Source organism: Aeromonas sp. R5-3 (assembly GCF_040908225.1).
In the GTDB taxonomy this organism is placed as follows: domain Bacteria; phylum Pseudomonadota; class Gammaproteobacteria; order Enterobacterales; family Aeromonadaceae; genus Aeromonas; species Aeromonas dhakensis.
In genome coordinates this window covers 1-24,286 of sequence record NZ_JBFODH010000018.1, presented here as the reverse complement: position 1 = coordinate 24,286, position 24,286 = coordinate 1, and the positions used below count along the sequence as shown (strand labels likewise).

Here is a 24,286-nt window from a genome sequence, read left to right as displayed (position 1 = left end):
GGCCCTTCTGTCATTGTGCGCCCGGCACATCTGCCGTGCCCCCCTCCGCCCGGCGCGACATCAGGCTGTAGTAGAGCAGCGGTATCACCACCAGGGTGAGCAGGGTGGAGACCAGAATGCCGAAGATGAGGCTGATGGCCAGGCCGTTGAAGATGGGGTCATCGAGGATGAACAGGGCACCGATCATGGCCGCCAGCGCCGTCAGCAAGATGGGCTTGGCCCGCACCTGAGCGGCGCCGATCACCGCCTGCTCGAACGCCATACCGGCGCTGCGCTGCTGCTCGATGAAATCCACCAGCAGTATGCTGTTGCGCACTATGATCCCGGCCAGGGCTATCATGCCGATCATCGAGGTGGCGGTGAACTGGGCCCCCAGCAGGGCGTGGCCCGGCATCACCCCGATCAGGGTGAGCGGGATGGGCGCCATGATGATGAGCGGCACCAGATAGGAGCGGAACTGGGCCACCACCAGCAGGTAGATGAGGATCATCCCCACTCCGTAGGCTATCCCCATGTCGCGGAAGGTCTCGTAGGTGATCTTCCACTCCCCGTCCCACAACAGCGCTACCTCCCCCAATTTATCCGGCTGCTGCACGTAATATTGGGGCAAGTCGATATCGGCTCCGGCGGCAAACATGCCGTAGAGCGGGCTGTCGGCATGGCCCCCCATGTCGGCCACCACCATCACCATGGGCCGCATGTTCTTGTGCATGATGTAGCTGGGGGCCACCTCGTCGCGGCGACTCACCAGCTCGGAGACCCGGATGAGCTGCCCGCTCTGGCTGCGCACCTTGAGCGCCAGGATGCCGGCCAGATCCCGCTTGTCGCCGGGGGTGAGCTCGACACGGATCGGTACCGGGTACTTGGCGCCCTGACCATGCAGCCAGCTGGCATCCTGATAGCCCACGCCGCCGTTGAGGGTCGCCACCAGATCGCCGAGATCAACCCCGAAGCGGGCCGCCTTGCTGCGATCCACCACCAGCCGCCACTTGGGCTGGGGGTCGGTCAGATAGATGTCCACATCCATCAGATCCGCCGTCGCCACGAAGCGGGCCTCTACGGCGCGGGCCGCCGCCTCACGCAGCTCCGGCGTGGGGCCATACACCTCGGCGACGATGGGTGACCAGACCGGCGGGCCGGGGGGCACCTCCACCACTTTCAGGTTGCCGCCGGCTGCGGATGCGATGGCCTGCAAGGGGGCGCGCACCGACTGGGCAATCTGGTGGCTGCTGCGATGGCGATCGTGTTTGTCCACCAGATTGACCTGGATGTCCCCCACATTCGCACCGCTGCGAATGAAGTAGTGGCGCACCAGCCCGTTGAAGTTGATGGGGGCGGCGCTGCCGGCGTAGATCTGGTAATCCTTCACCTCGGGCACCCTGGCCAGCTCCCGCCCCACCGCCAGCAGGGTGCGCTCGGTCTGCTCCAGGGTCACCCCCTCCGGCATGTCGAGCACCAGCTGGAATTCCGACTTGTTGTCGAAGGGGAGCATCTTGAGCACCACCCACTGCACCATGGGCATGGCGGCGGCCCCCGCCACCAGCAACAGGATGGCCAGCCAGAGCTTGCGTCTCGAGCTCCTGGCGCCAGCGCCAATCAGGAAGGGGGTCATCAGCCGCTGGAAGAGCCCGGCCCTGGCCTCGCCGTGGGCGACATCTCCCTCGCTCTTGAGCAGATGGCCCGCCAGCCAGGGGGAGAAGATAAAGGCCACCAGCAGCGAGATAAGCATCCCCATGCTGGCATTGATGGGGATGGGGCTCATGTAGGGGCCCATCAGGCCGCTGACAAACGCCATCGGCAGCAGGGCCGCGATGACGGTCAGGGTGGCGAGTATGGTGGGGCCACCTACCTCGTCCACCGCGCCCGGAATGAGATCCTTGAGCGAATCCTTTCCCAAACCGCGATGGCGGTGGATGTTCTCCACCACGACTATGGCGTCATCCACCAGGATGCCAATGGAGAAGATAAGGGCAAAGAGGGACACCCGGTTGAGGGTAAAGCCCCAGGCCCAGCTGGCAAACAGGGTCAGTGCCAGGGTGATGACGATGGCGATGCCCACCACCAGCGCCTCGCGCCACCCCATGCTCACCAGCACCAGCAGCACCACCGCCGTGGTGGCAAAAATCAGCTTGCCGATGAGGGTGTTGGATTTGGTCTCGGCAGTGACGCCATAGTCACGGGTCACCGTCACCTCGACCCCGGCGGGGATGAGCCGGTTCTTGAGACTCTCGACCCGGGCCTCCACCCGCTTGGCCACCTCTACCGCGTTCTGCCCCGGCTGCTTGCCGATGGCCAGGGTCACTGCCGGATGGCTCTGCTCACCCTGCCCCATCCAGCTGCGCTGCACCGGGGTCTCCTCCCCAAGGGACACCTGGGCCACCTCGCCGAGGTAGACCGGCTTGCCATCGTGCAGGCCCACCACCAGCTCGCGGGCCTCCTGCTCGCTCTGCAGGAACTGCCCCACCTGCACCTTGATCTCCCGATTGTCCTGCACCACGGCCTGCTCGTTGCCCGCCTGGTTGGCGGCGGCGAGCCGCTGGTTGAGCTCACCCCAGCTGATGCCGTGGGCGCTGAGGGCGGCCGGATCCGGCATCACCCTCAGCACGGCGCGCTGACCGCCCAGGCTGTAGATATCGCGGGTGCCGGGCAATCGCTTGAGCTCGGTCTCCAGCTCGTGGGCAACCCGGGTCAGCTCGGCGGCCCCCAGCTGCTTGCTCCAGAGCGTCAGGCTGACGATGGGCACATCGTCGATCCCCTTGGGTTTGACCAGTGGCTGGCCGACGCCAAGCCCCTGGGGCAGCCAGTCGCGGTTCGAGTCGAGCTGGTTGTTGAGATCGACGATGGCCTGCTCGCGGCTCACCCCCACCTTGAACACCACCACCAGCAGGGCGCCGTCAGGGCGAGAGAAGGAGTAGAGGGTATCAATACCCTTTATCTGGGAAATAACCTGTTCGGCGGGAGTGGTGACGAGGGATTCGACCTCCGCCGGGCTGGCCCCCGGAAAGGGGATATAGACGTCGGCGAAGGTGACATCGATCTGGGGCTCCTCCTCCTTGGGGGTTACCAGCACCGCAAACAGGCCGAGCAAGAGCCCCACCAGCGCCAGCAGCGGGGTGATGGCCGAGCCCTGAAACAGGGCCGCCAACCGGCCGGCCGGCCCCAGTTTGTTCTTGTTGTCGTGAGCGTCGTTACTCATGGGCCACCGCCTGCTGGCGCGCCCAGCCATCTGGTGCCACCCGATCGCCGCTCTGGACGCCCGCGAGGATCTCGCACTGCCCTGCCTGGCAATGGCCGACCCGCACCGGCGTCAGCACCCAGCCATCCCCCTCCTTCAGGTAGAGACCGCTGAACTCACCCTGCCGGAGCAGGGCCTGCTCCGGCACCTGCAGCAACTGACGTTCGCCCTGCTTGAGCTGCACCTTGAGCCACATACCGGGCAATACCCCGGCGGTTTGCGGCGGCAAGTCGAGGCGCAGCCGAAAGGCGTGGCTCTGGCTGTCGGCGTAGTTGAAGCGGGTCAGTTTGAGGGGGGTAACGGCCTTGCCATCCGGCAGCAACACCTGCGCATCCGACGGCTGGCCGGCGAGGGCCAGCGCGGACTGGGGCAGCTCCACCTCTACCCGCAGGGCATCGAGGGAGAAGCCCGAGAGCAGCGGGGTGCCGGGGGCCACCGTCTCCCCCAGCTCCACCAGCCGCTTGGTGACCACCCCGGCGTAGGGGGCGAGGATGCGGGTATAGCCGTAGGCCTCCCGAGCCTGGGTGAGGGCGGCCTCGGCGGCGTTCACCTCGGCGCGGGCAGATCTGTCGCTCGACAGGGCGCTGTCGAGCTGGGCGCGGGTGATCACCCCCTTGGCTATCAGCGCCTGGAAGCGGGCGAGCTGGCGCTCGGCTTCCACCTGCTGGGCCTGAGCCCGGGCCAGTCGCGCCTCGGCGCCGGTCACGGCGGCAAACTGCTCCTTGCCGCTGATCTCCAGCAGGGGTTGCCCGGCCACCACCTCATCGTTCACATCCACCAGCATGCGGGAGACCCGACCGCCAGTCTGGGCCGCCACCGTCCCCTGATGGATGGCACTGACGGTGCCATCCAGGGTGAGCCAGTCAGTCACCTGACGGGGAGCCAGAATCAGGGCCGCCTCGCCATTCGTCTCGGCAGACCATGCCGTCGACTGCGTCATGGGAGAGACAAGCGCAGATGTCACGGCCAGCAGAATGGCTCCCGGCAAGCGGATCGGTTCCATGATAGTTCTCCTTCCCCGGCAGCGGGGGCAATCCATTCAGGCGGAGCGGGCGTGGCAGCGCTTCTCCCGCACCTTCACCAGGACCCGATCAACCAGCAAGATCCCGGCCACCATGGCGGCTACGAACAACAATATCATGGGCTGGCCACTGGAAATGAGACTCAAGGCAGGCCCAGGGCAGATCCCCACCAATCCCCAACCTATGCCGAACAGGGCAGATCCCCCGATGAGGCGGCGATCCAGCTTGGGGGCTGGCACCACAGCCATGGGCTCTCCCAGCAGGCTCAGGCGCCGCGGCTTCACCAGCAAGAAATAACCCGGCATGAAGACCAGCAGGGCGCCCCCCATCACGAATCCCAGGCTGGGATCCCAGGCGCCGGCCAGATCGAGAAAACCGGTGACCCGGGCGGGGTCTATCATGCCTGAGATGGCCAGACCCAGACCAAACAGCAAACCGGCGAGCAGACTTGTCAACAAGGTCATCGCAATAGCCTCCTAGAAGAGATGATGAGTCAGAAACACGGTCAGCACACCGGTTGCCATGAAGGTGAGGGTCGCTACTATGGAGCGCACGGAGAGCCGCCCCATGCCGCAGATGCCGTGGCCGCTGGTACAGCCATTGCCAAAACGCGTGCCGATGCCCACCAGCAGACCGGCCAGCAGCACCAGCGGCCAGGCGGGCAGCGCGGTGAATGCAGGCATGCTGGCCCAACCCAGCGTCAGTGCCAGCCAGGCTCCCGCTCCCAACCCCAGCAGGAAGAGCAGTCGCCACGGCGCCCTGTGTTGCAGCGCACCGGCCAGAATGCCGCTGATCCCGGCCACCCGGCCGTTGCACAGCATCAGGATCAGGGCCGCGAGCCCCACCAGCATGCCGCCCCCCAGGGAGAGCAGCCATTGGCTTTCCATCATCAAGATTCCTTATTTTCTGAGTGACAAAAATGGGTTTGCAGCGCCGCCAGCACATCGGCGGCCGCCTCGCTCACCAGCGAGTAGTAGATCTGCTGGGAGACCTTGCGCGAGCGAACAAGACCCTGGCGCTTCAATACCGACAGTTGCTGGGAGAAGGCCGACTGGCCGAGCTGGCTGCGGGCCAGCAGCTCCCCGACTCCCTTCTCCCCCTCCACCAACTGACAGAGCACCATCAGGCGTTCGGGATGAGCCAGCGCCTTGAGCAGGGAGGCGGCGGCCGTCGCGTGTCTGTTCATCTCGTCGAATTGGCTCATGGGAGTAAATTAGCAATTGCTGATATTTGGTTCTATTGTATAAAGTGACACTAAATTAGCAATATCTAAATTAACTAAGGAGAAGGTCATGACAGTAGAAAACGGAGTAAGAGTGGTCGCGGGCTGCATGTTGTTGCTGTCGCTGCTGCTCACCGCCTGGGTGCACCCGGGCTTTGTCTGGCTGAGCGTCTTTGTCGGGGTCAACCTGATCCAGAGCGCCTTCACCGGCTTCTGCCCGGCCGCAATGATCCTCAAACGGCTGGGGCTGAAATAGCGGCGCGCCAAGGTAGAGAAAAACCTGCCATCTGGGGCGGGATGAGGGGGCGGGGCATCCCGCTGCCCTCTTATGGCCACGGAGGTAGCCAGCCGGCCCCGACTATTGACGAACTTGTATCTAAATGTTGCTAAATGGGCGATGAGGCTTTACCCCACCGCTCTGGATGAGTACCATCAGGCCGTCCATCAACAGCGGAGACCATCAGTGGGCAACTCATCAAGTGACAGTTGTAGACCGACCCTCGTCGTCGGTACCCGGGTCGCGAGCTAGCCGCAGGTCATCCTCTGCCGCATGCTCGCAGCCCTGCGAGAAGCGGAAATCCACTCCCCTCTTCTCTTTTTACACTTGACGTCTGGTGACCATTGGCCAAAAGCCATGGCCGCCATGCCTGCATAGTTTCTGCTTCCCACAAGGAGGCTGCTATGCGTTTTATTTCAACCCTGTCCGTAACCAACCGGACTCACCCCCTGCTGAGCAGACTGGGTCGCGGCATGTTGCCGCTCTGGCTGCGTGGCAAGGAGCGCCAGCACCACTACCGGCTGCAGATCCGTTGCGAGGATCGGGCCGACATGGAGCAGGTGCTGGATCTGGTGAACCACACCCTGCAACCGGCGGGCCTGCACCCCTTGCAGTCCCTGCGACCCGGTCGCAGCGGCGGGCGGGAGCTGGTGCTCAATCTGCACTGCACCCCGCCCCAGCGGCGCTACCTGGTGCAGTTCGTGCACCAGGTGGGGGTACATCACCCGGTTCGCTGGGAGCTGCATCCGCGCCGCGACCCCGAACCGGCGCTCAATTGAGCAAGCCATAACCGGGGCCAGCCACGCTGGCCCCTTTCAATCCGTTTCGCAGCCCAGCCCGCCATCCTGCATGGCCGGGTCGGGTTTTCCGTGCGTTTTTTCGATGAGGTGATGGCCTTCACGCACGGGGATCAGGCAAGGGAACCCTCGCCCGCCTTCAGGAAGGCCATCTGCAACAGAAGGAGTACGCCATGAGAATGTGGCAACAATTGGACATGATTTCCCTGCTCAACACCCTGGCCAGCCTGCTGCTCGCCTTCGTGCTCGGCAGTCTGGTGGGGCTGGAGCGTCAGTATCGTCAGCGTACCGCGGGCCTGCGCACCAATGTGCTGGTAGCGGTGGGCGCGGCCCTGTTCGTCAACCTGGCCCAGCGCATCTATGACCTGCACGGCGGCACCTACGGGGTGGTGCACGTGGTGGCCTACATCGTCTCCGGCATCGGTTTTCTCGGCGCCGGCGTCATCATGCGCGAATCCGGCAACATCCGCGGCATCAACACCGCCGCCACCCTGTGGGGGGTGGCCGCGGTCGGTGCCGCCAGCGGGGCCGGGCTGGCCATGGAGGCGATCCTCGGCGCCCTGTTCGTGCTGGCCGCCAACACCCTGCTGCGCCCGCTGGTGAACCAGATCAACCGCCGCCCGGTGGACAACACAGACACCGAGGTGACCTACCGGGTGACCGCCCTCACCCAGCGCGAATACCAGAAGGAGGTGCTGCACTGGCTGGAAGAGATGCTGGAGCAGGCCAACTATCCGTTGAGCGAGCTCGACATCGAGCCCTTCGGCGAGCGGGATCTGGAGATATCCGCGGTGCTGCTGGCCACCTCCATCGATGGCGACGAGCTCGACGCCCTGATGGTGAAGCTCGGCATCCACCCTCACATCAAACAGGTGTTCTGGCGCGCCAGTACCACGGATTGAGACGAGATCTCGCCCAACAGCAAAAAGCCCCGCACTGGCGGGGCTTTTTCATCTTTCCGGGTTAGCGGCGGCTGCGCCAGCGCACCCTGGGGGGGATGACCTGAGCGGTCTGGGTGGGGGGATTGCCCGCGATAAGCTGTTGCATCAGCTCGAAGGCGGCGCGAGCCAGGGCCGGGCAGTCCTGGGCCACCGAGTCGATGCGCATGGGGATGCAGTCGAGCAGGTCGTGATCGTCGAAGGTGCACAGCCGCATCCCTGTCTCCATCAGGCCCGTCTCGTTGAGGTAGCGAAGCACCCCTTCGAGCAGGGTGAAAGAGGCGGTGAAGAGCCCCTTGGGCGGCGTCCCGAGCTCGGCCACCAGCTCGGCCATCAGCTGATAGCCCGAGCTTGGCTGGTAGTCACGGTGACGGACCCGGTCTGATGTGGCCTCCAGCCCGGCGCGGTGCAGACCCAGCTCGTAGCCCGCCAACCGGTGGCGGCTGGGGGAGAGATCCAGCAGGCCGCCGAAGTAGTAGATCTCCTCCCCGCAACCGGCCGCCATGTCCTGCACCAGCTCGGCGGTGGCCTTGCAGGCATCCGAGATCACCATGGGCAGGCGCGACTCGCCGATGTGGCGGTCGAGCTGCACCACCGGCAGACGGTCGTGAATGCGGGCATAGATGTCGTCGCTGTGGCCGCTCGAGGCGACGATGAGGCCGTCCACCTGGCGGCTGATAAGGTTGTCCACCACCCGTTGCTCCAGGGTGGGGTCATCCTCGGAGCAGGCGATGAGCAGCTGGATCCCCGCCTCCCGGCAGTGGGCCTCAAGGGCCCGGGCGATGCTGGCGAAACCGAAGTTGGTGAGGTCGGGGATCACCAGTCCCCAGGTGTAACTACGCACCGCCCGCAGGGAACGGGCATGGATGCTCGGCTGGTAGTGGCACTCGTCCGCCACCGCCTGGATCCGCTTGCGAGTGTCGTCGGCGATGCGGTACTCCGCACTCTTGCCGTTGAGCACCAGGCTGGCGGTGGCCTTGGAGACCCCCGCGAGCGTGGCTATCTGGGCAATCGTGATCCGTTTCTTCTTCTCCACCTGACCTCCCGGCAAACTGACACCGGGCTATTGTACAAGGCAGGCCGCCAGCGGCCAGTGATCGAGGCAAATTTTGCTGTCATCACCGTCACAACGTGCGGAAAGTATTGGGTTTTCACCGGGGAAGTAGCGGGTCGACAGGGTCTGGCGACCGCCATCCACGAAACACTCCAGGCTGGATCGATCGCACAAGACGGTGATCTTGCCACCCAGCCAGGGGCAGGATCGCTCCTCCCACTCCCCGCTCTGCCAGTTCTGCCGGCGCAGGACAAGGCGCCCCGGCTGCCACACCAGCTCGGCCACGGCGCCGAACCCGAGGCGTCCCTCCCCGCTCAAGGCCAGGTCCAGCCAGGCCGAGTCGATGGCCAGGGCAGGCAGCTCGTCCGGCGCTCCCTCGAAGCGGGTCGGAGCCCCCTTGAGGGCCGCGATCTCCGCCACCGGCCGCTGGCAGAGCCAGTCGTCCTGCCAGAACAGCTCCCGTGGGCAGCTCATCTGGTGGATCCAGCCATGCTCGACGGTGGGCTGGCTCATCTCGTTCTCCTCCGGCAACCCCAGCCAGGCGAACAAGAGGCGGCGCCCCTGGCTGTCCTGGGTGGTCTGGGGGGCGTAGAACTCGAAGCCTCGGTCCAGCTCGTGGAAGGCACCGTGCGCGAAGTGCTCGCCGTCGAAGTCGCCCGCCAGCCAGCCGCACTGGTAGAGGTTGCGATAATCCTCCCCTCGGGGGTCTATGCCCTGGGGACAGCAGATCAGCACATGGCACTCACCAAGAGCAAACAGATCCGGGCACTCCCACATATAGCCGAACTCCCCAAGCCCACCGCGCCCGCTGCCGGCGATGGGGCCCACCAGCGTCCAACCATCCAGCGCGTCGCCGCGATAGAGCAGCACCTCCCCCTTGTCATCCAGGGTGCGGGCCCCCAGCACCATCAGCCACTGCCGGCCGTCGTGCCACACCTTGGGGTCGCGCACATGGCCGCTGTAGCCTTCGGGCAGATCCAGCACGGGCCCCAGCTTGGCAAAACCGCCCTCACCGTCGGCGCGGGCCAAGCACTGGTAGGCAGTGCGGCTGCCGTCCGGGTACTTGACATTGCCGGTGTAGATCAGGGTCAGACGCCCCTGCTCGTCGCTCACCGCCGAGCCCGAATAGCAGCCGTGGCTCTCATAGGCCTCGGTGGGCAGCAGGGCGACCGGTTCGTGCTGCCAGTGCAGCAGATCGGTAGAGCTGACATGGCCCCAGCCCTTGTTGCGGTGCTCGCAACCGAGCGGATTCCACTGGTAGAAGAGGTGGTAGCGCCCGCCGTGCTCGATAAAACCGTTGGGGTCGTTGAGCAGCCCTACCGGGGCTGCCAGGTGCCAGCGGGGCCGATGGGGATCGGCCGCCGCCTTGAGCTGTCCGGCCAGCAGCGACCGGACAATCTGGTTGAGCAATGCAACGTCCTTCATCACTCCACCTTGTACTTGAGCAGGTAGGAGGCGGCGAAGGCGGCGCCAAAGGCGATCACCAGCCCGATTATGTAGTGGATGAGGCTCATGGGCTGGACGATGGCCATGCCTGGAATCCCGGTCAGCCCCACCGCCGTCATCCCCACCTTGGCCGCCACTACGTAAGCGCCGCCGCAGGCCCCGCCAAACAGACCGGCCAGGAAGGGCTTGATGTAGCGCAGGTTGACACCAAAGATGGCCGCCTCGGTGATGCCGAGTAGGCAGGACATGGCCGCCGGCACCGTGATGGCCTTGATCTTTACATCCCGGGTCTTGAAGTAGACCGCGAGACAGGCGCCGCCCTGGGCCACGTTGGCCATGGCCCAGATGGGCAGCAGGAAGTTGACGCCGATCTGCGGATTGGCCAGCAGGCCCGCCTCGATGGCGTGGAAGCTGTGGTGTATGCCGGTGATGACGATAAGCGAATAAGTCCCGCCAAACACCAGACCCGCCAGCCAGCCCGCCTGCTCATAGAGGGCACTCAGGCCGAAGGAGATGCCATCCCCCAGCACCCGCCCGGCGGGGCCGATGAAGAGCAGCGCCACGAAGCCGGTGATGATGACGGTCAGGAACGGCGTGAGGATGAGATCCAGGGCATCGGGGACGCGCCTTCTCAGCTGCTTCTCCAGGTGGGACATGAACCAAACCGCCAAGAGCACCGGGAAGACGGTGCCTTGATAACCGATCATGGCCACGTCCAGCCCGAAGAAGTCCATGGTCTTGAAGCCCCCCGCCACGCCCCAGGCGTTGGTCAGGGCCGGGTGGGTGAGGATGCCCCCAAGGGTCGCCCCCAGATAGGGGTTGCCGCCGAATTCGCGCGCCGCGGTGAAGCCGATGAGGATCGGCAGGATGACAAAGGCCGCCGAGCTGAACATGTCCAGCATGATGAAGAGGGCGCTGTCGGCGTTGACCCAGCCATAGGTGCGCACCATGCCGAGCAGCCCCATCAGCAGGCCGGAGGCGACGATGGCCGGAATGATGGGCACGAAGATGTTGGAGAGGGTCCGCGCCAGGCGCTGGGCCACGTTGAGCTTGGCCGCCGCCATGTCGGTCAGCTCCGCCTTGCTGGCGGTGCCGGCACCGGTCAGCGCCACGAACTCCGCATGGACCTTGTTGACCAGGCCGGTGCCGAAGATCACCTGGATCTGGCCGGCGTTGCTGAAGCACCCCTTGACCCCGTCCAGCTTGTCGATGGCGGCCTTGTTCACCTTGCTGTCGTCCGCCAGCACCAGCCGCAGCCGGGTGGCGCAGTGGGCGGCGCTGACGATGTTCTCCTTGCCCCCGAGCAGGGGCACAAGATCCTTGGCTATCGCACTGATATTCATATTCTTCCTCTTATGGCCCGCCATCGGCAGGCCCTTGTCACATGAGAGTAGGGTCTGTCGACCCGCGGCTCTAGCCGCGGATCAACAACCGCTTGCACCCGATCGCAAAAAGGCATCCAGTTCGATGCGACTCGGCAGCGCCGTCATGGCCCCCTTGGCGGTGGTAGCCAGCGCCCCGCAGCCGTGGGCCCGGGCCAGGATGGCGGGCAGCTCATCCAGAGCGGGCAGCGAGGTCCGTTCGGCCAGGGCCGCCAGCAATCCGGCGACGAAGGCATCCCCCGCCCCCGTGGTGTCGATGGGCGTCACTTTGGGCCCCACCCACTCCAGCAGCTCGCCGCCGAGACGAGCCACCACGCCGGCCGCCCCCCGGGTCACCAGCACCAGGGCCGGGCCTGAAATGGTGGCGAGCCCCGTCGCCAGATCGTCCAGACCGCTTAGCAGTTGCAGCTCCTCCCCCGAGAGCTTGACCACGTCCGCGAGGGCGATGGCCTCGCGCACCACGGGCAGCATCTCGGCCGGGTTGCCCCACACCTCGGGCCTCAGGTTGGGGTCGAAGCAGACCCGCCCCCCGACAGCCTTGATGGCCGCCATGGCTTGCAGACAACTGCCGCGTACCGGCTCGTTGGCGAGCGCGATGGAGCAGGTGAGCAGCCACTGCCCGGCCTGGAAGACCGGCAGATCGGTGGGGGTCAGGAACTGATCCGCGCTGGGCCTCACCATAAAGGTGAAGCTGCGCTCCCCTGCCTCATCGAGCTCCACCAACACTGTGCTGGTACTATGGGCCGGATCCAGGATCAAGTGACGGGTGTCGACCCCTTCGCTGGCCAGGGTGTCGGCCATAAAGCGGCCGAAGGGATCGGCGCCGACCCGGCCGATAAAGGCCGACTCTCCACCGAGCCGGGCCACCCCGACCGCCACGTTGGCTGGCGCGCCCCCCGGACACCTGAGGTAGTGCTGCCCCCCTTCCGGGATCAAGTCCACCACCGCATCCCCCATTACCCACACACGATTCGTCACCTTGCTACTCCACTGCTGCATCGGATCGACAGTCAAACCCGGACTCTGTTTTGTTGGTTGGCATTATCAGCTAAACCGTTTTAGCCAACCAACAGATCCCGCCGCCGGCTGCCATTTTTGTGATCGGGATAACGAACTAGAACCAGGTTTCCATCTGCACGCCAAAGTTCCACTCGCCCCCGGCGGTGAAGTTGCTCTGACCCATGGCATCGGTGCTGGCGTAGTGGTCGAGCTCGGAGGACCAGTCCATCCAGGTGGCGAATACCCGCAACTCGGGCCGCTCGAAGAAGCCGGCGGTCTGCGCCTTGAAGGTGGGGGCGAAGGTGAGCTTGGTGAAGTCGCCACTCACCGCCTGACGCCCCTTGTAGCCCTTGGGATCGAGATCCATGTACTGCCAGGTGGCCTCGTAGACCAGCTCGACGTTCTGGCTCAGCACCTGGGCCAGCCGGCCATTGAGGGTCACCCAGCGGTACTCGTCCCCCTTCACGTAACGATCCTTGCTTTGCTCGGCCAGCAGGGCCGGGGCGATACGCCAGCGGGGCGCGAGATCGGTGGCGCCAAACACGGCGACTCGCACCGCATCGGCGTCCGCCAGCAGCTCGCTGTCGGAACCCAGCCCCTTGAGTTCGGCACCCAGGCCGTGGCCATACAGCACGGCCGCCTTGGAGAAGCCTGGGTTGATGCCAAAGAAGCTGTCGGCGTGGTAGGCCAGCAGGGTGTGCGCCCCCTTGTTCGCCGCCTCGCTGCCGGCGCCACCGTCGTTGATGCGCGCCTCGTTGTCCTTGGCCGACAGGCCGTTCACCATCCACTGCCAGTTGCCGACGCGGTTGTTCATGGTGAGGATGTAGCTCTCGATGTCGGAGAGGCCGCTGGCGCTGATGTCGCCGTAGTCGCGTCCGTAGAGGGAGAAGTTCGCCTTCCAGCTGTCGGCCAGCTGCACGTCGTAGACGCCACCGCCAGTGCCGGCCAGGAACACCACGTCCGAGTCGAGCCAGTGGATATCGAAGTTGTCCCGGTCAAAGCGCTTGCCCGCCCACAGCACTGCATGCTTGAAGGGACCGTCGAAGCTCGCCAGATTGCCGATCTCGGCAAACACCTGGCGGGTGTTGAGACTGGAATCGCTAGCGGTCCAGTCGTTGCTGGTCTCCACCCCGTCCGCCAGCATCAACTTGTAGCGGGCCCAGCTGCCATCGGCGAAGGTCTGGGTCTTCAGCAGGTTGGCCTCCATGTAGGTGTCATCCTCGTTGCCAAGGCGACCCACGGCGCCACCCACCGAGCCGGCCGGGGTGATGTAGGGGCCGCCGCGACCGCCGTTGCCATTGCCGTTGACCAGCAGGCCCGAGCGGGCATAGCCGTGGAACTCGAAACCCTGGGCCCCGGCGGTCTGCTTGTCCACCTTCTCGCTCTGGGCCTTGGCCACCACGGCCGTCTCGCGGGCTTCGTTTGCCTTGCTCTGGGCCTCATCGGCCCGCGCTTCGGCGGCGGTGGCGCGCGCCTCGGCCGCCTGCACCCGCGCCTCCAGCGCCGCCAGACGGGCCTCGATACCGCCATCCGCCGCCCACAACGGGCTGCTCATCCCCAATCCCAGCGCTACCGCCAGCGCCAACTTGTGCTTGCACATCGTCATCGTCCTCACCTGTCATCTGTTGCCCGGTCGGGCCTGTTGTTATCGACGACGAGAGCATAGCTAAACCAATTTAGCTAACTCAATACATCAGCTAAACCGTTTCAGCTCAAGTGTGAGCGGGATAACATTCGTACAGCAGGAATTGGCGGAAGTTGTGAGGAAGATCCCTCATCGGGATCCACTCAATAAGCGGGGATCTTGCTAAAGCTGGGGCAAAAAAAGAGCCGGCACAGGGCCGGCTCTTGATATCTGGGTCGCGAACATCAGCTGGTCAGATCGTCGAAGAAGCGTTTCACCCCTTCGAAGAAGCCTTCCGATTTCGGCTTGTGAGTCTTGGCGGCGGCACCGCTGAAGGATTCGTCCAGCTGGCGCAGCAGCTCTTTTTGCTGCTCGGTCAGCTTGACCGGGGTCTCCACCACCACCTTGCACATCAGATCCCCCACCTGGCCGGAGCGCACGGACTTGACGCCCTTGCCCCGCATGCGGAACATCTTGCCGGTCTGGGTCTCAGGGGTGACCTTGAGCTTGACCCGGCCATCCAGGGTCGGCACTTCGATCTCGCCACCCAGGGCTGCCGCGGTAAAGCTGATGGGCACTTCGCAGTAGAGGTTGTTGCCGTCACGCACGAAGATCTCGTGCTCCTTGACGTGCACCTGTACGTACAGATCGCCCGCCGGTGCGCCGGCCTCCCCCGCTTCCCCTTCGCCGGAGAGACGGATGCGATCGCCAGTGTCGACGCCAGCCGGGATCTTGACCGACAGGGTTTTGGTCTTCTGGTAGCGCCCTTCGCCGTGGCACTTGCGGCACGGATCCTTGATGATCTTGCCGCGGCCGTGACAGTGCGGACAGGGTTGCTGCACCGCGAAGAAGCCCTGACGCATCTGCACCTGGCCGGAGCCGTGGCAGGTCGGGCAGGTCTGGGCAGAGCTGCCGGTGTGGGCACCGGAGCCGTTACACACTTCACAGTGGACCAGGGTCGGTACCTTGATCTCCTTGGAGACCCCGCGTACCGCCTCTTCCAGGGTCAGCTCCATGGTGTAGCGCAAGTCGGAGCCACGGGCCGGGCCGCGACGGCCACCACCACGGCTGCCACCGAAAATATCGCCAAACACGTCGCCGAAGATGTCGCCGAAATCGGCGCCACCGCCAAAGCCGCCGTGGCCACCGCCACCCTGGCTCTGATCCACGCCGGCGTGGCCGTACTGGTCATAGCGGGCACGCAGGTTGGCATCGGTCAGGATCTCGTAAGCTTCCTTGACCTCTTTAAACTTCTCTTCGGCACCGGCATCCCCCTGGTTGCGGTCAGGGTGATACTTCATGGCCAGACGCTTGTACGCCTTCTTGATCTCGCGCTCGTCGGCATCTTTCGATACCCCCAGCACTTCGTAGAAATCGCGCTTCGACATACTTATCCTGTTGCTATATCAGCAGTTACGCAGACGGGCGTTGGTTACCCAACGCCCGTAAATTCATTGACGAATCTGCTCACACTCTTTCTACGAAGCCGTGATCAAGGCTCATGTGCTGCTCGGAATCCTCATGTATTCACATACACTCCGGTTCCTGCGCTGCGCTTTACCTTGCTGACGGCCTCTCGTGACAGACCGTGAACAGATTCTGAGCCGATGGGCGAAGCGGACTTCGCCCATCTGGGTCGGGCTTATTTCTTGTCGTCTTTCACTTCTTCGAACTCGGCGTCGACCACGTCGTCGTCAGCCTTGGCGGAAGAGGAGGACTGACCGGCGTCAGCACCGGCGGCGCCTTGCGCCTGAGCCTGCTGCTGGGCAATCTCCATCAGCTTCTGGGACGCTTCCAGCAGTGCCTGCTGCTTGGCCTCGATAACGGCCTTGTCGTCGCCCTTGATGGCGGTTTCCAGCTCGCTCAGTGCAGCTTCGACCTTGGTCTTGTCGTCGGCAGGCAGAGCTTCACCGGCTTCGGTCACCTGCTTGCGCACGGAGTGGACCAGACCATCAGCCTGGTTGCGGGCCTGCACCAGCTCTTCGAACTTCTTGTCCTCGGCCGCGTTGGCTTCGGCTTCACGTACCATGCGCTCGATCTCGTCATCAGACAGACCAGAGGAGGCCTGGATGGTGATCTTCTGCTCCTTGTTGGTCTCCTTGTCTTTGGCGGAGACGTGCAGGATGCCGTTGGCGTCGATGTCGAAGGTCACTTCGATCTGCGGCAGACCACGCGGTGCCGGACGGATGCCTTCCAAGTTGAACTGGCCCAGGGACTTGTTGTCGCTGGCGCGCTTGCGCTCACCCTGCAGCACGTGAATGGTCACGGCAGACTGGTTGTCTTCGGCAGTGGAGAACACCTGGGACTTCTTGGTCGGGATGGTGGTGTTCTTCTCGATCAGCGCAGTCATCACGCTGCCCATGGTTTCGATACCCAGGGAGAGCGGGGTCACGTCCAGCAGCAGTACGTCGGTCTTGTCACCGGACAGCACGGCACCCTGGATGGCAGCACCCATGGCCACGGCTTCGTCCGGGTTGACGTCTTTGCGCGGCTCTTTGCCGAAGAACTCGGCAACTGTCTTCTGAACCAGCGGCATACGGGTCTGACCACCAACCAGAATCACGTCGTCGATCTCGCCAACCGCCAGACCGGAGTCTTTCAGGGCGACACGAACCGGCTCCAGAGAGTCTTTCACCATGTCTTCCACCAGGGATTCCAGCTTGGCGCGGGTCACCTTGATGTTCATGTGCTTCGGACCGGTGGCATCGGCAGTGATGTACGGCAGGTTGACGTCGGTCTGCTGGGCGGAAGAGAGCTCGATCTTGGCTTTCTCGGCGGCATCTTTCAGACGCTGCAGGGCCAGCTGGTCGTTGCGCAGGTCGATGCCCTGCTCACGCTTGAACTCGTCAACCAAGTAGTTGATGACGCGGTTGTCAAAGTCTTCACCACCCAGGTGGGTGTTACCGTTGGTCGCCAGTACTTCGAAGGTGGTTTCCCCTTCCACTTCGTCGATCTCGATGATGGAGATGTCGAAGGTACCGCCACCCAGGTCATAGACGGCAACCTTGCGCTCGCCCTTGACCTTGTTGACGCCGTAGGCGAAAGCAGCTGCAGTCGGTTCGTTGATGATGCGTTTTACATCCAGACCGGCGATGCGACCGGCATCCTTGGTGGCCTGACGCTGGGCGTCGTTGAAGTAGGCCGGTACAGTGATGACGGCTTCGGTGACCGGCTCGCCCAGGTAGTCTTCGGCGGTCTTCTTCATCTTTTTCAGCACTTCGGCAGAGATCTGCGGCGGTGCCATTTTCTTGCCTTTCACCTCGACCCAGGCGTCACCGTTGTCGGCCTTGGCGATGGCGTACGGCATGATTTTCAGGTCACGTTGTACTTCGTCATCTTCGAAACGACGGCCGATCAGACGCTTGATGGCGAACAGCGTGTTCTTCGGGTTGGTGATGGCCTGACGCTTGGCCGGCTGACCAACCAGGATTTCGCCGTCATCGGCATAGGCAATGATGGACGGAGTAGTACGGTCGCCTTCCGCGTTCTCGATCACGCGAGCATGGTCGCCATCCAGAATAGCGACGCAGGAGTTGGTAGTACCCAGGTCAATACCGATGATTTTACCCATTTGACGAATCTCCAAATACTTTGAATAAACTGGCGAGGGGCTCGCCTTAATGCGTTAACGGCTAGGTGGGGCCTGCCAATCTGGCTTTCAAGCTCCCGGCATCAAATTTTTTGTGCCGCCGTGGCCTTGCATCCTATATGGGGTCGCAAGTGGCCACTTCAAGCCCCGCCCTGCAAAAACCCCACCTTTTGTCATGGCCGGGCCATGACGCACCGCAGGGATACACAACAAAAAGCCCGCCAAGCGGCGGGCCTGGGCATCAAGCGCCGACTCAGTCGACGGCCTTGGATACCATGACCATGGCCGGACGGATCACGCGACCGTTCAGCTCGTAGCCTTTCTGCATCACGGCGATGACGGTGTTCGGCGCCACGTCGGCACTCGGCACCATGCTCATCGCCTGATGGGCGTTGGGGTCAAACGGCTGGTTGGTCGGATCCAGCGCCGCCAGACCGAACTTGGCCACGCCGCTCTGCATGGATTTCAGGGTCAGCTCGACCCCTTCGATCATCGGCTTGAGGGCGTCGTTTTCCTTGTCGGCCAGCTCGATGGCGCGCTCCATGTTGTCCAGCACCGGCAAGAGCTCGGCGGCGAACTTCTCCAGCGCGAACTTGTGCGCCTTCTCCACGTCCTGCGCCGCGCGACGACGCAGGTTCTCCATCTCGGCGACGGCACGAATGGCGCGCTCGCGCTCTTCGGCAGAGGCTTGCTGGGCAGCTTCCAGCTGCGCCTCCAGCTCGGCAATGCGGGCCTGCTCGGCTGTCACTTCACTGTCTACATCGGTCGTCTCGACTGGCTGGGCTTCCACTTGCTCCATCGCTTCAACCTTTTGTTCTTCGTGGTTCATGACATCTCCAATTGCGGGTTACTTATGAGGGCCCGCTCTCCGGTTGCGCGACCGGACGGCAACGGGCCGACTATGTTGGCGCTATTATGGGGATGGATCCCCGGCTTTCAAGGGGAAAAGGGCGCCATTATCGCCAAGGAGGTGAAGCGACAGGCAATTTACGGCGTTTTCCCGCCCCATGGCACAAGCGGACACGCCGGCAGCAGACAAATCCCCCCCAAAGCGCGGTATACTCCCCCCAATACTCATCCCAGACCCGACAGACCATGGATTCTCCGTTCAAAACCATCGCCCTGATTGGCAAGCCCCACCACGAAGGGGCCAACCAGACCCTGACCGGCCTGCATCAATACCTGACCACCCGCGGTTTTCGGGTGCTGGTAGAGAGCCGGGTGGCCCACGCCCTCGGCATCATGGACGAGAACGTGATGGACTTGGTGCAACTGGGCCAGCAGGCGGATCTCGCCATCGTGGTCGGTGGTGACGGCAACATGCTGGGGGCGGCGCGGGTATTGTCGCGCTTCGACGTGGCGGTGATCGGGGTGAACCGGGGCAACCTCGGCTTTCTCACCGATCTCTCGCCGCAGGATTACCTGCTGCCACTGGAGCAGGTGCTGTGCGGCCACTACAAGAGCGAGCATCGCTTCCTGCTGGAGGCGGCGGTCTATCGCCACGGCGAGCGCAAGTCCAACAACCTGGCGGTCAACGAGGCGGTGCTGCACCCGGGCAAGATTGCCCACATGATCGAGTTCGAGGTCTACATCGACGGCAGCTTCATGTACAGCCAGCGCTCGGACGGCATCATAGTGGCCACCCCCACCGGCTCCACCGCCTACTCATTGTCGGCAGGGGGCGCCATCCTCACCCCCAAGCTCAACGCCATCACGCTGGTGCCCATGTTCCCGCACACCCTGAGCAGCCGCCCCATCGTGCTGGACGCCGACAGCGAGGTGCGGCTGCTGGTCTCACCGGACAATCAGGACGACGCCATGCAAGTGAGCTGCGACGGTCAGGTGACGCTGGCGGTCCACCCGGGGGACGAGATCCTCATCAAGAAGAGCAGCCACAAGCTGCATCTGGTCCATCCGCTCGATTACAGCTACTTCCACGTGCTGCGCAACAAGCTCGGCTGGGGCAGCAAGCTGTTCTGATCCCCAGCCCTGCACTCCATCTCCCTCACAAAACGGTCCCTGGCGCGGGCCGTTTTGCATTCCGTCCCGCGGCGACATCTTTACTGTATGGAAAACCAGTATATACTGGATGCATACACAGTAATGTTGGCCCATACAGGATGAGACCATGCTGACCCAGCTGACCGTCAACAACTTCGCCATCGTCAAGTTTCTCGAACTCGATCTGCAACCGGGCATGACCTGCATCACGGGTGAGACCGGGGCGGGCAAATCCATCGCCATCGATGCCCTGGGCCTGTGCCTGGGGGAGCGTGCCGAAGCCGGCATGGTGCGACCGGACAGTGACAAGAGCGAGGTCAGCGCCCGCTTCCTGCTGGACGGCAACCCGGCCGCTCGCGCCTGGCTGGCCACCAACGAGCTGGAAAACGAAGGGGAATGCATAGTGCGGCGGGTCATCTCTGCCGAGGGGCGCTCACGCAGCTACATCAACGGCGTGCCCGTGCCCCTCACCCAGCTCAAGAACCTGGGCCAGCTGCTGGTCAACGTCCATGGCCAGCATGCCCACCAGATGCTGCTCAAACCCGATTACCAGCTCGCCCTGCTCGATGGCTACGCCGGCCACCATCTGCTGCTCGATGAGGTGCGCCGCCACTACCAGCAGTGGCGCCAGCTGCAGAACGAGCTCAACCGGCTCAAGGCCGAGCAGCAGCAACGGGAGGCCCGCCGCCAGCTCATCGAATACCAGGTGCAGGAGCTGGACGAGTTCGCCCTGCAACAGGGGGAGTTTGAAGAGATTGAAGAGGAGCACCAGCGCCTGGCCAACGGCACCGAGCTGATGCAGGAGTGCGGCGCCTGTCTGGATCTGCTCTATGACAACGAGGAGACCACCATCGCCGGTCTGCTGCAGACTGTCGTCGATCGGGCCGAGGGGCTGGTCGCCATGGACAGCCGGCTGGGCGACGTGCTCGGCATGCTCAACGAGGCCCTGATCGGGGTGCAGGAGAGCCACAGCGAGCTGCGCAGCTACCTGGATCGGCTGGAGCTGGATCCAGAGCGCTTCAACGAGCTGGAGAGCCGCCTCTCCAAAGCCATCAACCTGGCCCGCAAGCACCACGTCAAACCGGCGGAGCTGGCCCTGCACCATCAGGAGCTGGCCGCCGATCTGGCGCGCCTCAACTCCGACGAGGAACGGCTGGAGGGGATGGAAGACGAGCTGGCCGAGGCCCGCCAGGCCTTCGTGCAGGCCGCCGAGGCCCTGAGCCAGAGTCGCCAACGCTATGCCGAAGAGCTCGGCGCCAAGGTGAGTGCCAGCATGCACGAGCTGGCGATGCCGGACGGCCGCTTCGCCATTGAGGTGCGCCCCGATGCCCAGAGCAGCCTGTCACCGCTCGGCATCGACCGGGTGGAGTTCATGGTCACCACCAACCCGGGCCAGCCCATCCAGCCGCTCGGCAAGGTGGCCTCCGGCGGCGAACTGTCGCGTATCAGCCTCGCCATCGTGGTGATCAGCGCCCGCAAGATCTCGACGCCGACCCTCATCTTCGATGAAGTGGACGTGGGGATCAGCGGCCCGACAGCGGCCGTGGTAGGGCGCCTGCTGCGCCAGCTGGGGGAATCGACCCAGGTGATGGTGGTCACCCACCTACCCCAGGTCGCAGGAAAGGGGCACCAGCACATGGTGGTGAGCAAGCACACCGACGGCAAGACCACCGAAACCCAGATGCAGGCGCTGGATCAAAGTGCCCGTCTCAACGAGCTGGCCCGTCTGCTGGGGGGCGATCAGATCACCGACAACACCCTGGCCAACGCTCGCGAACTGCTGGCCTGCTGAGGCAAAGGTCAGCCATCTGCACGCGGGGCCCACGTTGAGGATCAGGTTCCCCGCGTAACCCCGCCTGCTGGTGACGGCGGTTTGCTGCGCCGCGGCGGGTGCATCATCACCATGCCGCCGTTGCCGCATTCTGGAGAGCTCACCCCCCGAGAGATCACTTTCTGGCGGTTTGAATGGTCACGGCCTGCCTGGCCGGATCGAAGCCTCATAGCCTCTCGCTCATACCGAGACGCGGCCTAATCTCTTTGCTTGCCCATCCCCCTATCCACCTCTTGCAGCGTGAACCTTGCGGCCATGGGCGATCCCCCGGCGCTTGCCACACAGCTATCTCCTTCCGCTTGTCTCCCTGTCCGAGTTTGCCTCCCTGCCCTAATCTGCTGCCCGGGTCTGCCTCCCTACCCAGCCCCAAGGCGATTCAGCAGCAGGAGTGAGCGCCCCTTTTACAACAGGGTCTCGCCCGCCGCAGGGCGGCCTGCGCCGGTTGCCATGAGCGGGGACGGCGCATAGAGTGAATCCAGAGCAGGGCAAGCCCCTGTTTTCCCGTTTGCCCCGCATACCTGATCTTGCCTCAGGTACGTCATCAACCGCAGGAATGGCACCATGCTCCACGTGTTTGGTCACAAGAATCCCGATAGCGACAGCATCTGTACCGCCCTGGTGGCTGCCGACTGGCTCAATCGCCAGGGCCGCCCTGCCCAGGCCTATGCCCTTGGCGAACCCATCGCCGAAACCCGCTTCATTCTGGAAACCGCCGGCGTCGCCGCCCCGCCCCTGCTGCAGGGCAGCGTGGCCAACAAAGAGGTGTTCCTGGTGGATTTCAGCGAGCTGGAGCAGGGGCCGGATGGACTGGCAGAGGCCGACGTGCAGGGCCTCATCGACCACCACCGCATCGGCACCCTCATTACCCGTGGGCCGCTCGATGCCTGGATCCGGGCCGTGGGCTGCAGCGCCACCGTGCTGCTGGAGCTGATGGGTTACCATACCCTCTCCCGCGCCCAGGCTCGCCTGCTGCTCGGGGCCATCATCAGCGATACCTTCAGCCTCACCTCGCCCACCACCACGGCGCGCGATCGCGCCGCCGTCCATGCCCTGCTGCCGCTGGCGGATCTGGCGCTGGAGCCCTTTGCCCAGACCCTGCTGGAGCGCCGCACCCAGCTCGGTGACGCCCCCATGGCCGAGCTGCTCACCGCCGACGAGAAGGCCTACCAGATAGCCGGCTACCAGCTCTATGTCAGCCAGATCTGCGTGATGGATCCGGGTCAACTGCACAGCCGGCAGGCGGAACTGGAACAAGCTATGCAGCTGCGGCTGGCAGAGGATGGGCTGGATGCCTATGTCCTGATGCTGACCGACCTGGCTCAGGGGGGCAGCCAGCTCCATTTCGCCAGCAACGGCATCCTGCCCGCCCACCCCATCCAGCTGATCGGCGCCGTCAGTCGCAAGAAAGAGGGGCTGCCCTGGCTGACGAGCTATCTGGCAGGCAAGCCACTCTGACGCTGACCCGGCGAGTCCCGCTTCACGCCGGACTCGCCGTTCTGCTCACCCGTCCCACCCACTCTCTTGTTATCTTGCCGTCTGCCAGCCAACCCCCTCCGGCATGGCTCCAGAGAGGGGCCAATCCCGGCTTTGCTCACACTTTTGACGGCTCGCACGTCATTTGCCCGTCCAGCCCAGGTTTTCCTTCATTTTCCATTCAACTCAGTCTGTTATGATGATGTAAACGAGCATGCCCTGGCGCTGCATCAGCGACACCCGCTGACACCGGCAGCCACAGAGACAGGTTCGTGCTATGCGACACATAGCGGGTACACAGTGATCTGGGACAGGCCGTTTGTCCCTGGTGGCCCGCACCATGCCAAGGGAGAACTGCTTATGACCTCAACCAATATCGTGCTGTTGCTGGAAGGCAAGGATTACGAGCAGGAGACGCTGGCCAAAGCGAGTCAATTGGCACAAGGAATGGGGGGCGAGCTCACCCTGCTGCACCTGACCCACAGCAGCAAGATGCGCCGCAACAGCCTGTCGCTGTCGGAAGAGGAGCGCAGCGCCCAGGGTACGCTGGACGCCAAGGCCATCATCAGCGAGCTCATCACCACCCTGCAACACCCGGTGGATTACCAGTGCCTGGTGGTCGATGACGTGGTGCCTGACCTGAAACGCTGGCTGGCCACTCACCCGATGGATCTGCTGCTGGTCGGCAGTCGCCACCACTGGATGGAGGGCTCCCTGGCCCGCCTGCTTATCTACAAGCTGCCGCTCGACATCCAGATCTGCCACGAGCCCTACGCCGAACAACTCAAGGCCGTCGGCTGACGACCGGCCCCCGCCGACTCAGGCCGGGTACCCGAATGACCGCCCGCAGCGGGCTTTTTCGCCCGCTGCCCCCCGCCCCGTCTGCTCGCCAGGAAGCCCAACCAGGGCACGCTAGTGACAAGACTATCTACATGTTTTCTTACATATTCATCACTGTTTTTTGAGCCTCGTTTGCTGCAGGATGTTGCCCTTGCACGCCTTCGTTCGCTTCTTTCAGGTGAAAAATGAACATCACTCCCAAGCAGAGAAAAATTGCCCTGCTCGCCCTCGTGCCCGTGCTCGCCATCGGCTGGCTGGCCTGGCCGAGCAAGGCTCCCGAGCCGGTACTGACCGCCGAGGTGACCCGCCAGGACGTGGAGCAGACCGTACTGGCCAGCGGTGTGCTGCAGGCCATCGAGCAGGTAGACGTCGGTGCCCAGGTCTCGGGCCAGGTCACCTATCTGGCGGTAGAGGCAGGTCAGAAGGTCAAGCAGGGAGACCTGCTGGCCGAGATCGATCCGCTGATCGCCCAGAACAACCTCAAGACCGCCGAGGCGGATCTCGCCAGCCGCCGCGCCCAGCTCAAGATCAAGCAGGCCCAGCTCAAGCAGAACGA

The 24,286-nt window shown here is 64.0% G+C and carries 21 protein-coding genes; 8 read left to right on the top strand and 13 right to left on the bottom strand.

Going from position 1 to position 24,286, the window contains the following annotated elements:
* Positions 1-10: 10 nt before the first annotated feature.
* Genes AB5Y95_RS08485 through AB5Y95_RS08465 form a run of 5 tightly spaced genes read right to left on the bottom strand, consistent with a single transcriptional unit; the run spans position 11 to position 5,461 of the window.
* A complete protein-coding gene (locus AB5Y95_RS08485; RefSeq protein WP_368160528.1) occupies positions 11-3,196 on the bottom strand; it encodes an efflux RND transporter permease subunit in 3,186 nt (1,061 codons plus the stop codon).
* On the bottom strand, positions 3,189-4,238 hold the full coding sequence (locus AB5Y95_RS08480) for an efflux RND transporter periplasmic adaptor subunit (protein ID WP_267996663.1): 1,050 nt from the start codon (positions 4,236-4,238) through the stop codon (positions 3,189-3,191). The genes AB5Y95_RS08485 and AB5Y95_RS08480 overlap by 8 nt, the downstream gene beginning before the upstream one ends.
* 36 nt (positions 4,239-4,274) lie before the next feature.
* On the bottom strand, positions 4,275-4,721 hold the full coding sequence (locus tag AB5Y95_RS08475; protein ID WP_017765698.1) for a YeeE/YedE family protein: 447 nt from the start codon (positions 4,719-4,721) through the stop codon (positions 4,275-4,277).
* A gap of 12 nt (positions 4,722-4,733) precedes the next feature.
* Complete coding sequence (locus tag AB5Y95_RS08470) at positions 4,734-5,147, bottom strand: YeeE/YedE family protein (RefSeq protein ID WP_010633373.1); 414 nt, start codon at positions 5,145-5,147, stop codon at positions 4,734-4,736.
* Complete coding sequence (locus AB5Y95_RS08465) at positions 5,147-5,461, bottom strand: helix-turn-helix transcriptional regulator (protein WP_010633372.1); 315 nt, start codon at positions 5,459-5,461, stop codon at positions 5,147-5,149. Before AB5Y95_RS08465 ends, AB5Y95_RS08470 begins: the two co-directional genes overlap by 1 nt.
* 88 nt (positions 5,462-5,549) lie before the next feature.
* Here AB5Y95_RS08465 and AB5Y95_RS08460 point away from each other — a divergent pair, with 88 nt between their 5' ends.
* The 3 genes from AB5Y95_RS08460 to AB5Y95_RS08450 all read left to right on the top strand — a co-directional run bounded on the left by AB5Y95_RS08460 (position 5,550) and on the right by AB5Y95_RS08450 (position 7,455).
* Positions 5,550-5,735 carry a DUF2892 domain-containing protein gene (locus AB5Y95_RS08460; RefSeq protein WP_005302992.1) on the top strand — a complete coding sequence of 62 codons (186 nt, stop codon included), beginning with the start codon at positions 5,550-5,552 and terminating at the stop codon, positions 5,733-5,735.
* Positions 5,736-6,160: 425 nt separating this feature from the next.
* The gene (locus tag AB5Y95_RS08455) at positions 6,161-6,535 is read left to right on the top strand and encodes a hypothetical protein (protein WP_019840178.1); all 375 of its coding nucleotides are present in this window, start codon (positions 6,161-6,163) and stop codon (positions 6,533-6,535) included.
* A 191-nt stretch (positions 6,536-6,726) separates the two neighbouring features.
* Positions 6,727-7,455, top strand: a complete 729-nt coding sequence (locus AB5Y95_RS08450; RefSeq protein ID WP_368160524.1) for an MgtC/SapB family protein — start codon at positions 6,727-6,729, stop codon at positions 7,453-7,455.
* Between the two features lie 61 nt (positions 7,456-7,516).
* Here AB5Y95_RS08450 and AB5Y95_RS08445 read toward each other — a convergent pair whose 3' ends face one another.
* The 8 genes from AB5Y95_RS08445 to grpE all read right to left on the bottom strand — a co-directional run bounded on the left by AB5Y95_RS08445 (position 7,517) and on the right by grpE (position 18,414).
* Positions 7,517-8,527 carry a substrate-binding domain-containing protein gene (locus AB5Y95_RS08445; RefSeq protein WP_368160521.1) on the bottom strand — a complete coding sequence of 337 codons (1,011 nt, stop codon included), beginning with the start codon at positions 8,525-8,527 and terminating at the stop codon, positions 7,517-7,519.
* A 27-nt stretch (positions 8,528-8,554) separates the two neighbouring features.
* Entirely contained in the window at positions 8,555-9,970 is a 1,416-nt protein-coding gene (locus tag AB5Y95_RS08440) for a glycoside hydrolase family 32 protein (RefSeq protein WP_368160518.1), read from the bottom strand.
* Positions 9,970-11,334, bottom strand: coding sequence for a sucrose-specific PTS transporter subunit IIBC (locus AB5Y95_RS08435; RefSeq protein ID WP_124251056.1), 1,365 nt, complete (start codon positions 11,332-11,334; stop codon positions 9,970-9,972). Before AB5Y95_RS08435 ends, AB5Y95_RS08440 begins: the two co-directional genes overlap by 1 nt.
* A gap of 81 nt (positions 11,335-11,415) precedes the next feature.
* Positions 11,416-12,372, bottom strand: a complete 957-nt coding sequence (locus tag AB5Y95_RS08430) for an aminoimidazole riboside kinase (protein ID WP_368160778.1) — start codon at positions 12,370-12,372, stop codon at positions 11,416-11,418.
* Between the two features lie 115 nt (positions 12,373-12,487).
* Positions 12,488-13,978, bottom strand: a complete 1,491-nt coding sequence (locus AB5Y95_RS08425) for a carbohydrate porin (RefSeq protein ID WP_214454933.1) — start codon at positions 13,976-13,978, stop codon at positions 12,488-12,490.
* 263 nt (positions 13,979-14,241) lie between these two features.
* A complete protein-coding gene (gene dnaJ, locus AB5Y95_RS08420; RefSeq protein WP_005303007.1) occupies positions 14,242-15,384 on the bottom strand; it encodes a molecular chaperone DnaJ in 1,143 nt (380 codons plus the stop codon).
* A gap of 254 nt (positions 15,385-15,638) precedes the next feature.
* On the bottom strand, positions 15,639-17,567 hold the full coding sequence (gene dnaK / locus AB5Y95_RS08415; RefSeq protein ID WP_005303009.1) for a molecular chaperone DnaK: 1,929 nt from the start codon (positions 17,565-17,567) through the stop codon (positions 15,639-15,641).
* 271 nt (positions 17,568-17,838) lie between these two features.
* Positions 17,839-18,414: a nucleotide exchange factor GrpE gene (gene grpE / locus AB5Y95_RS08410; RefSeq protein ID WP_208201130.1), complete on the bottom strand. Its 576-nt coding sequence runs from the start codon at positions 18,412-18,414 to the stop codon at positions 17,839-17,841.
* A gap of 266 nt (positions 18,415-18,680) precedes the next feature.
* On the opposite strand from grpE, the gene nadK reads away from it, so the two are divergent.
* From nadK to AB5Y95_RS08385, 5 genes are all read left to right on the top strand, one after another.
* Entirely contained in the window at positions 18,681-19,565 is an 885-nt protein-coding gene (gene nadK, locus AB5Y95_RS08405) for an NAD(+) kinase (RefSeq protein ID WP_005303013.1), read from the top strand.
* A gap of 148 nt (positions 19,566-19,713) precedes the next feature.
* The gene (recN, locus tag AB5Y95_RS08400) at positions 19,714-21,378 is read left to right on the top strand and encodes a DNA repair protein RecN (RefSeq protein ID WP_042051209.1); all 1,665 of its coding nucleotides are present in this window, start codon (positions 19,714-19,716) and stop codon (positions 21,376-21,378) included.
* A 600-nt stretch (positions 21,379-21,978) separates the two neighbouring features.
* Complete coding sequence (locus AB5Y95_RS08395; protein WP_126881409.1) at positions 21,979-22,872, top strand: DHHA2 domain-containing protein; 894 nt, start codon at positions 21,979-21,981, stop codon at positions 22,870-22,872.
* Between the two features lie 378 nt (positions 22,873-23,250).
* Positions 23,251-23,691: a universal stress protein gene (locus AB5Y95_RS08390; RefSeq protein WP_005303019.1), complete on the top strand. Its 441-nt coding sequence runs from the start codon at positions 23,251-23,253 to the stop codon at positions 23,689-23,691.
* A 224-nt stretch (positions 23,692-23,915) separates the two neighbouring features.
* Positions 23,916-24,286 (top strand): biotin/lipoyl-binding protein (locus tag AB5Y95_RS08385; RefSeq protein ID WP_368160510.1); only part of this gene is annotated, 371 nt, incomplete at its 3' end.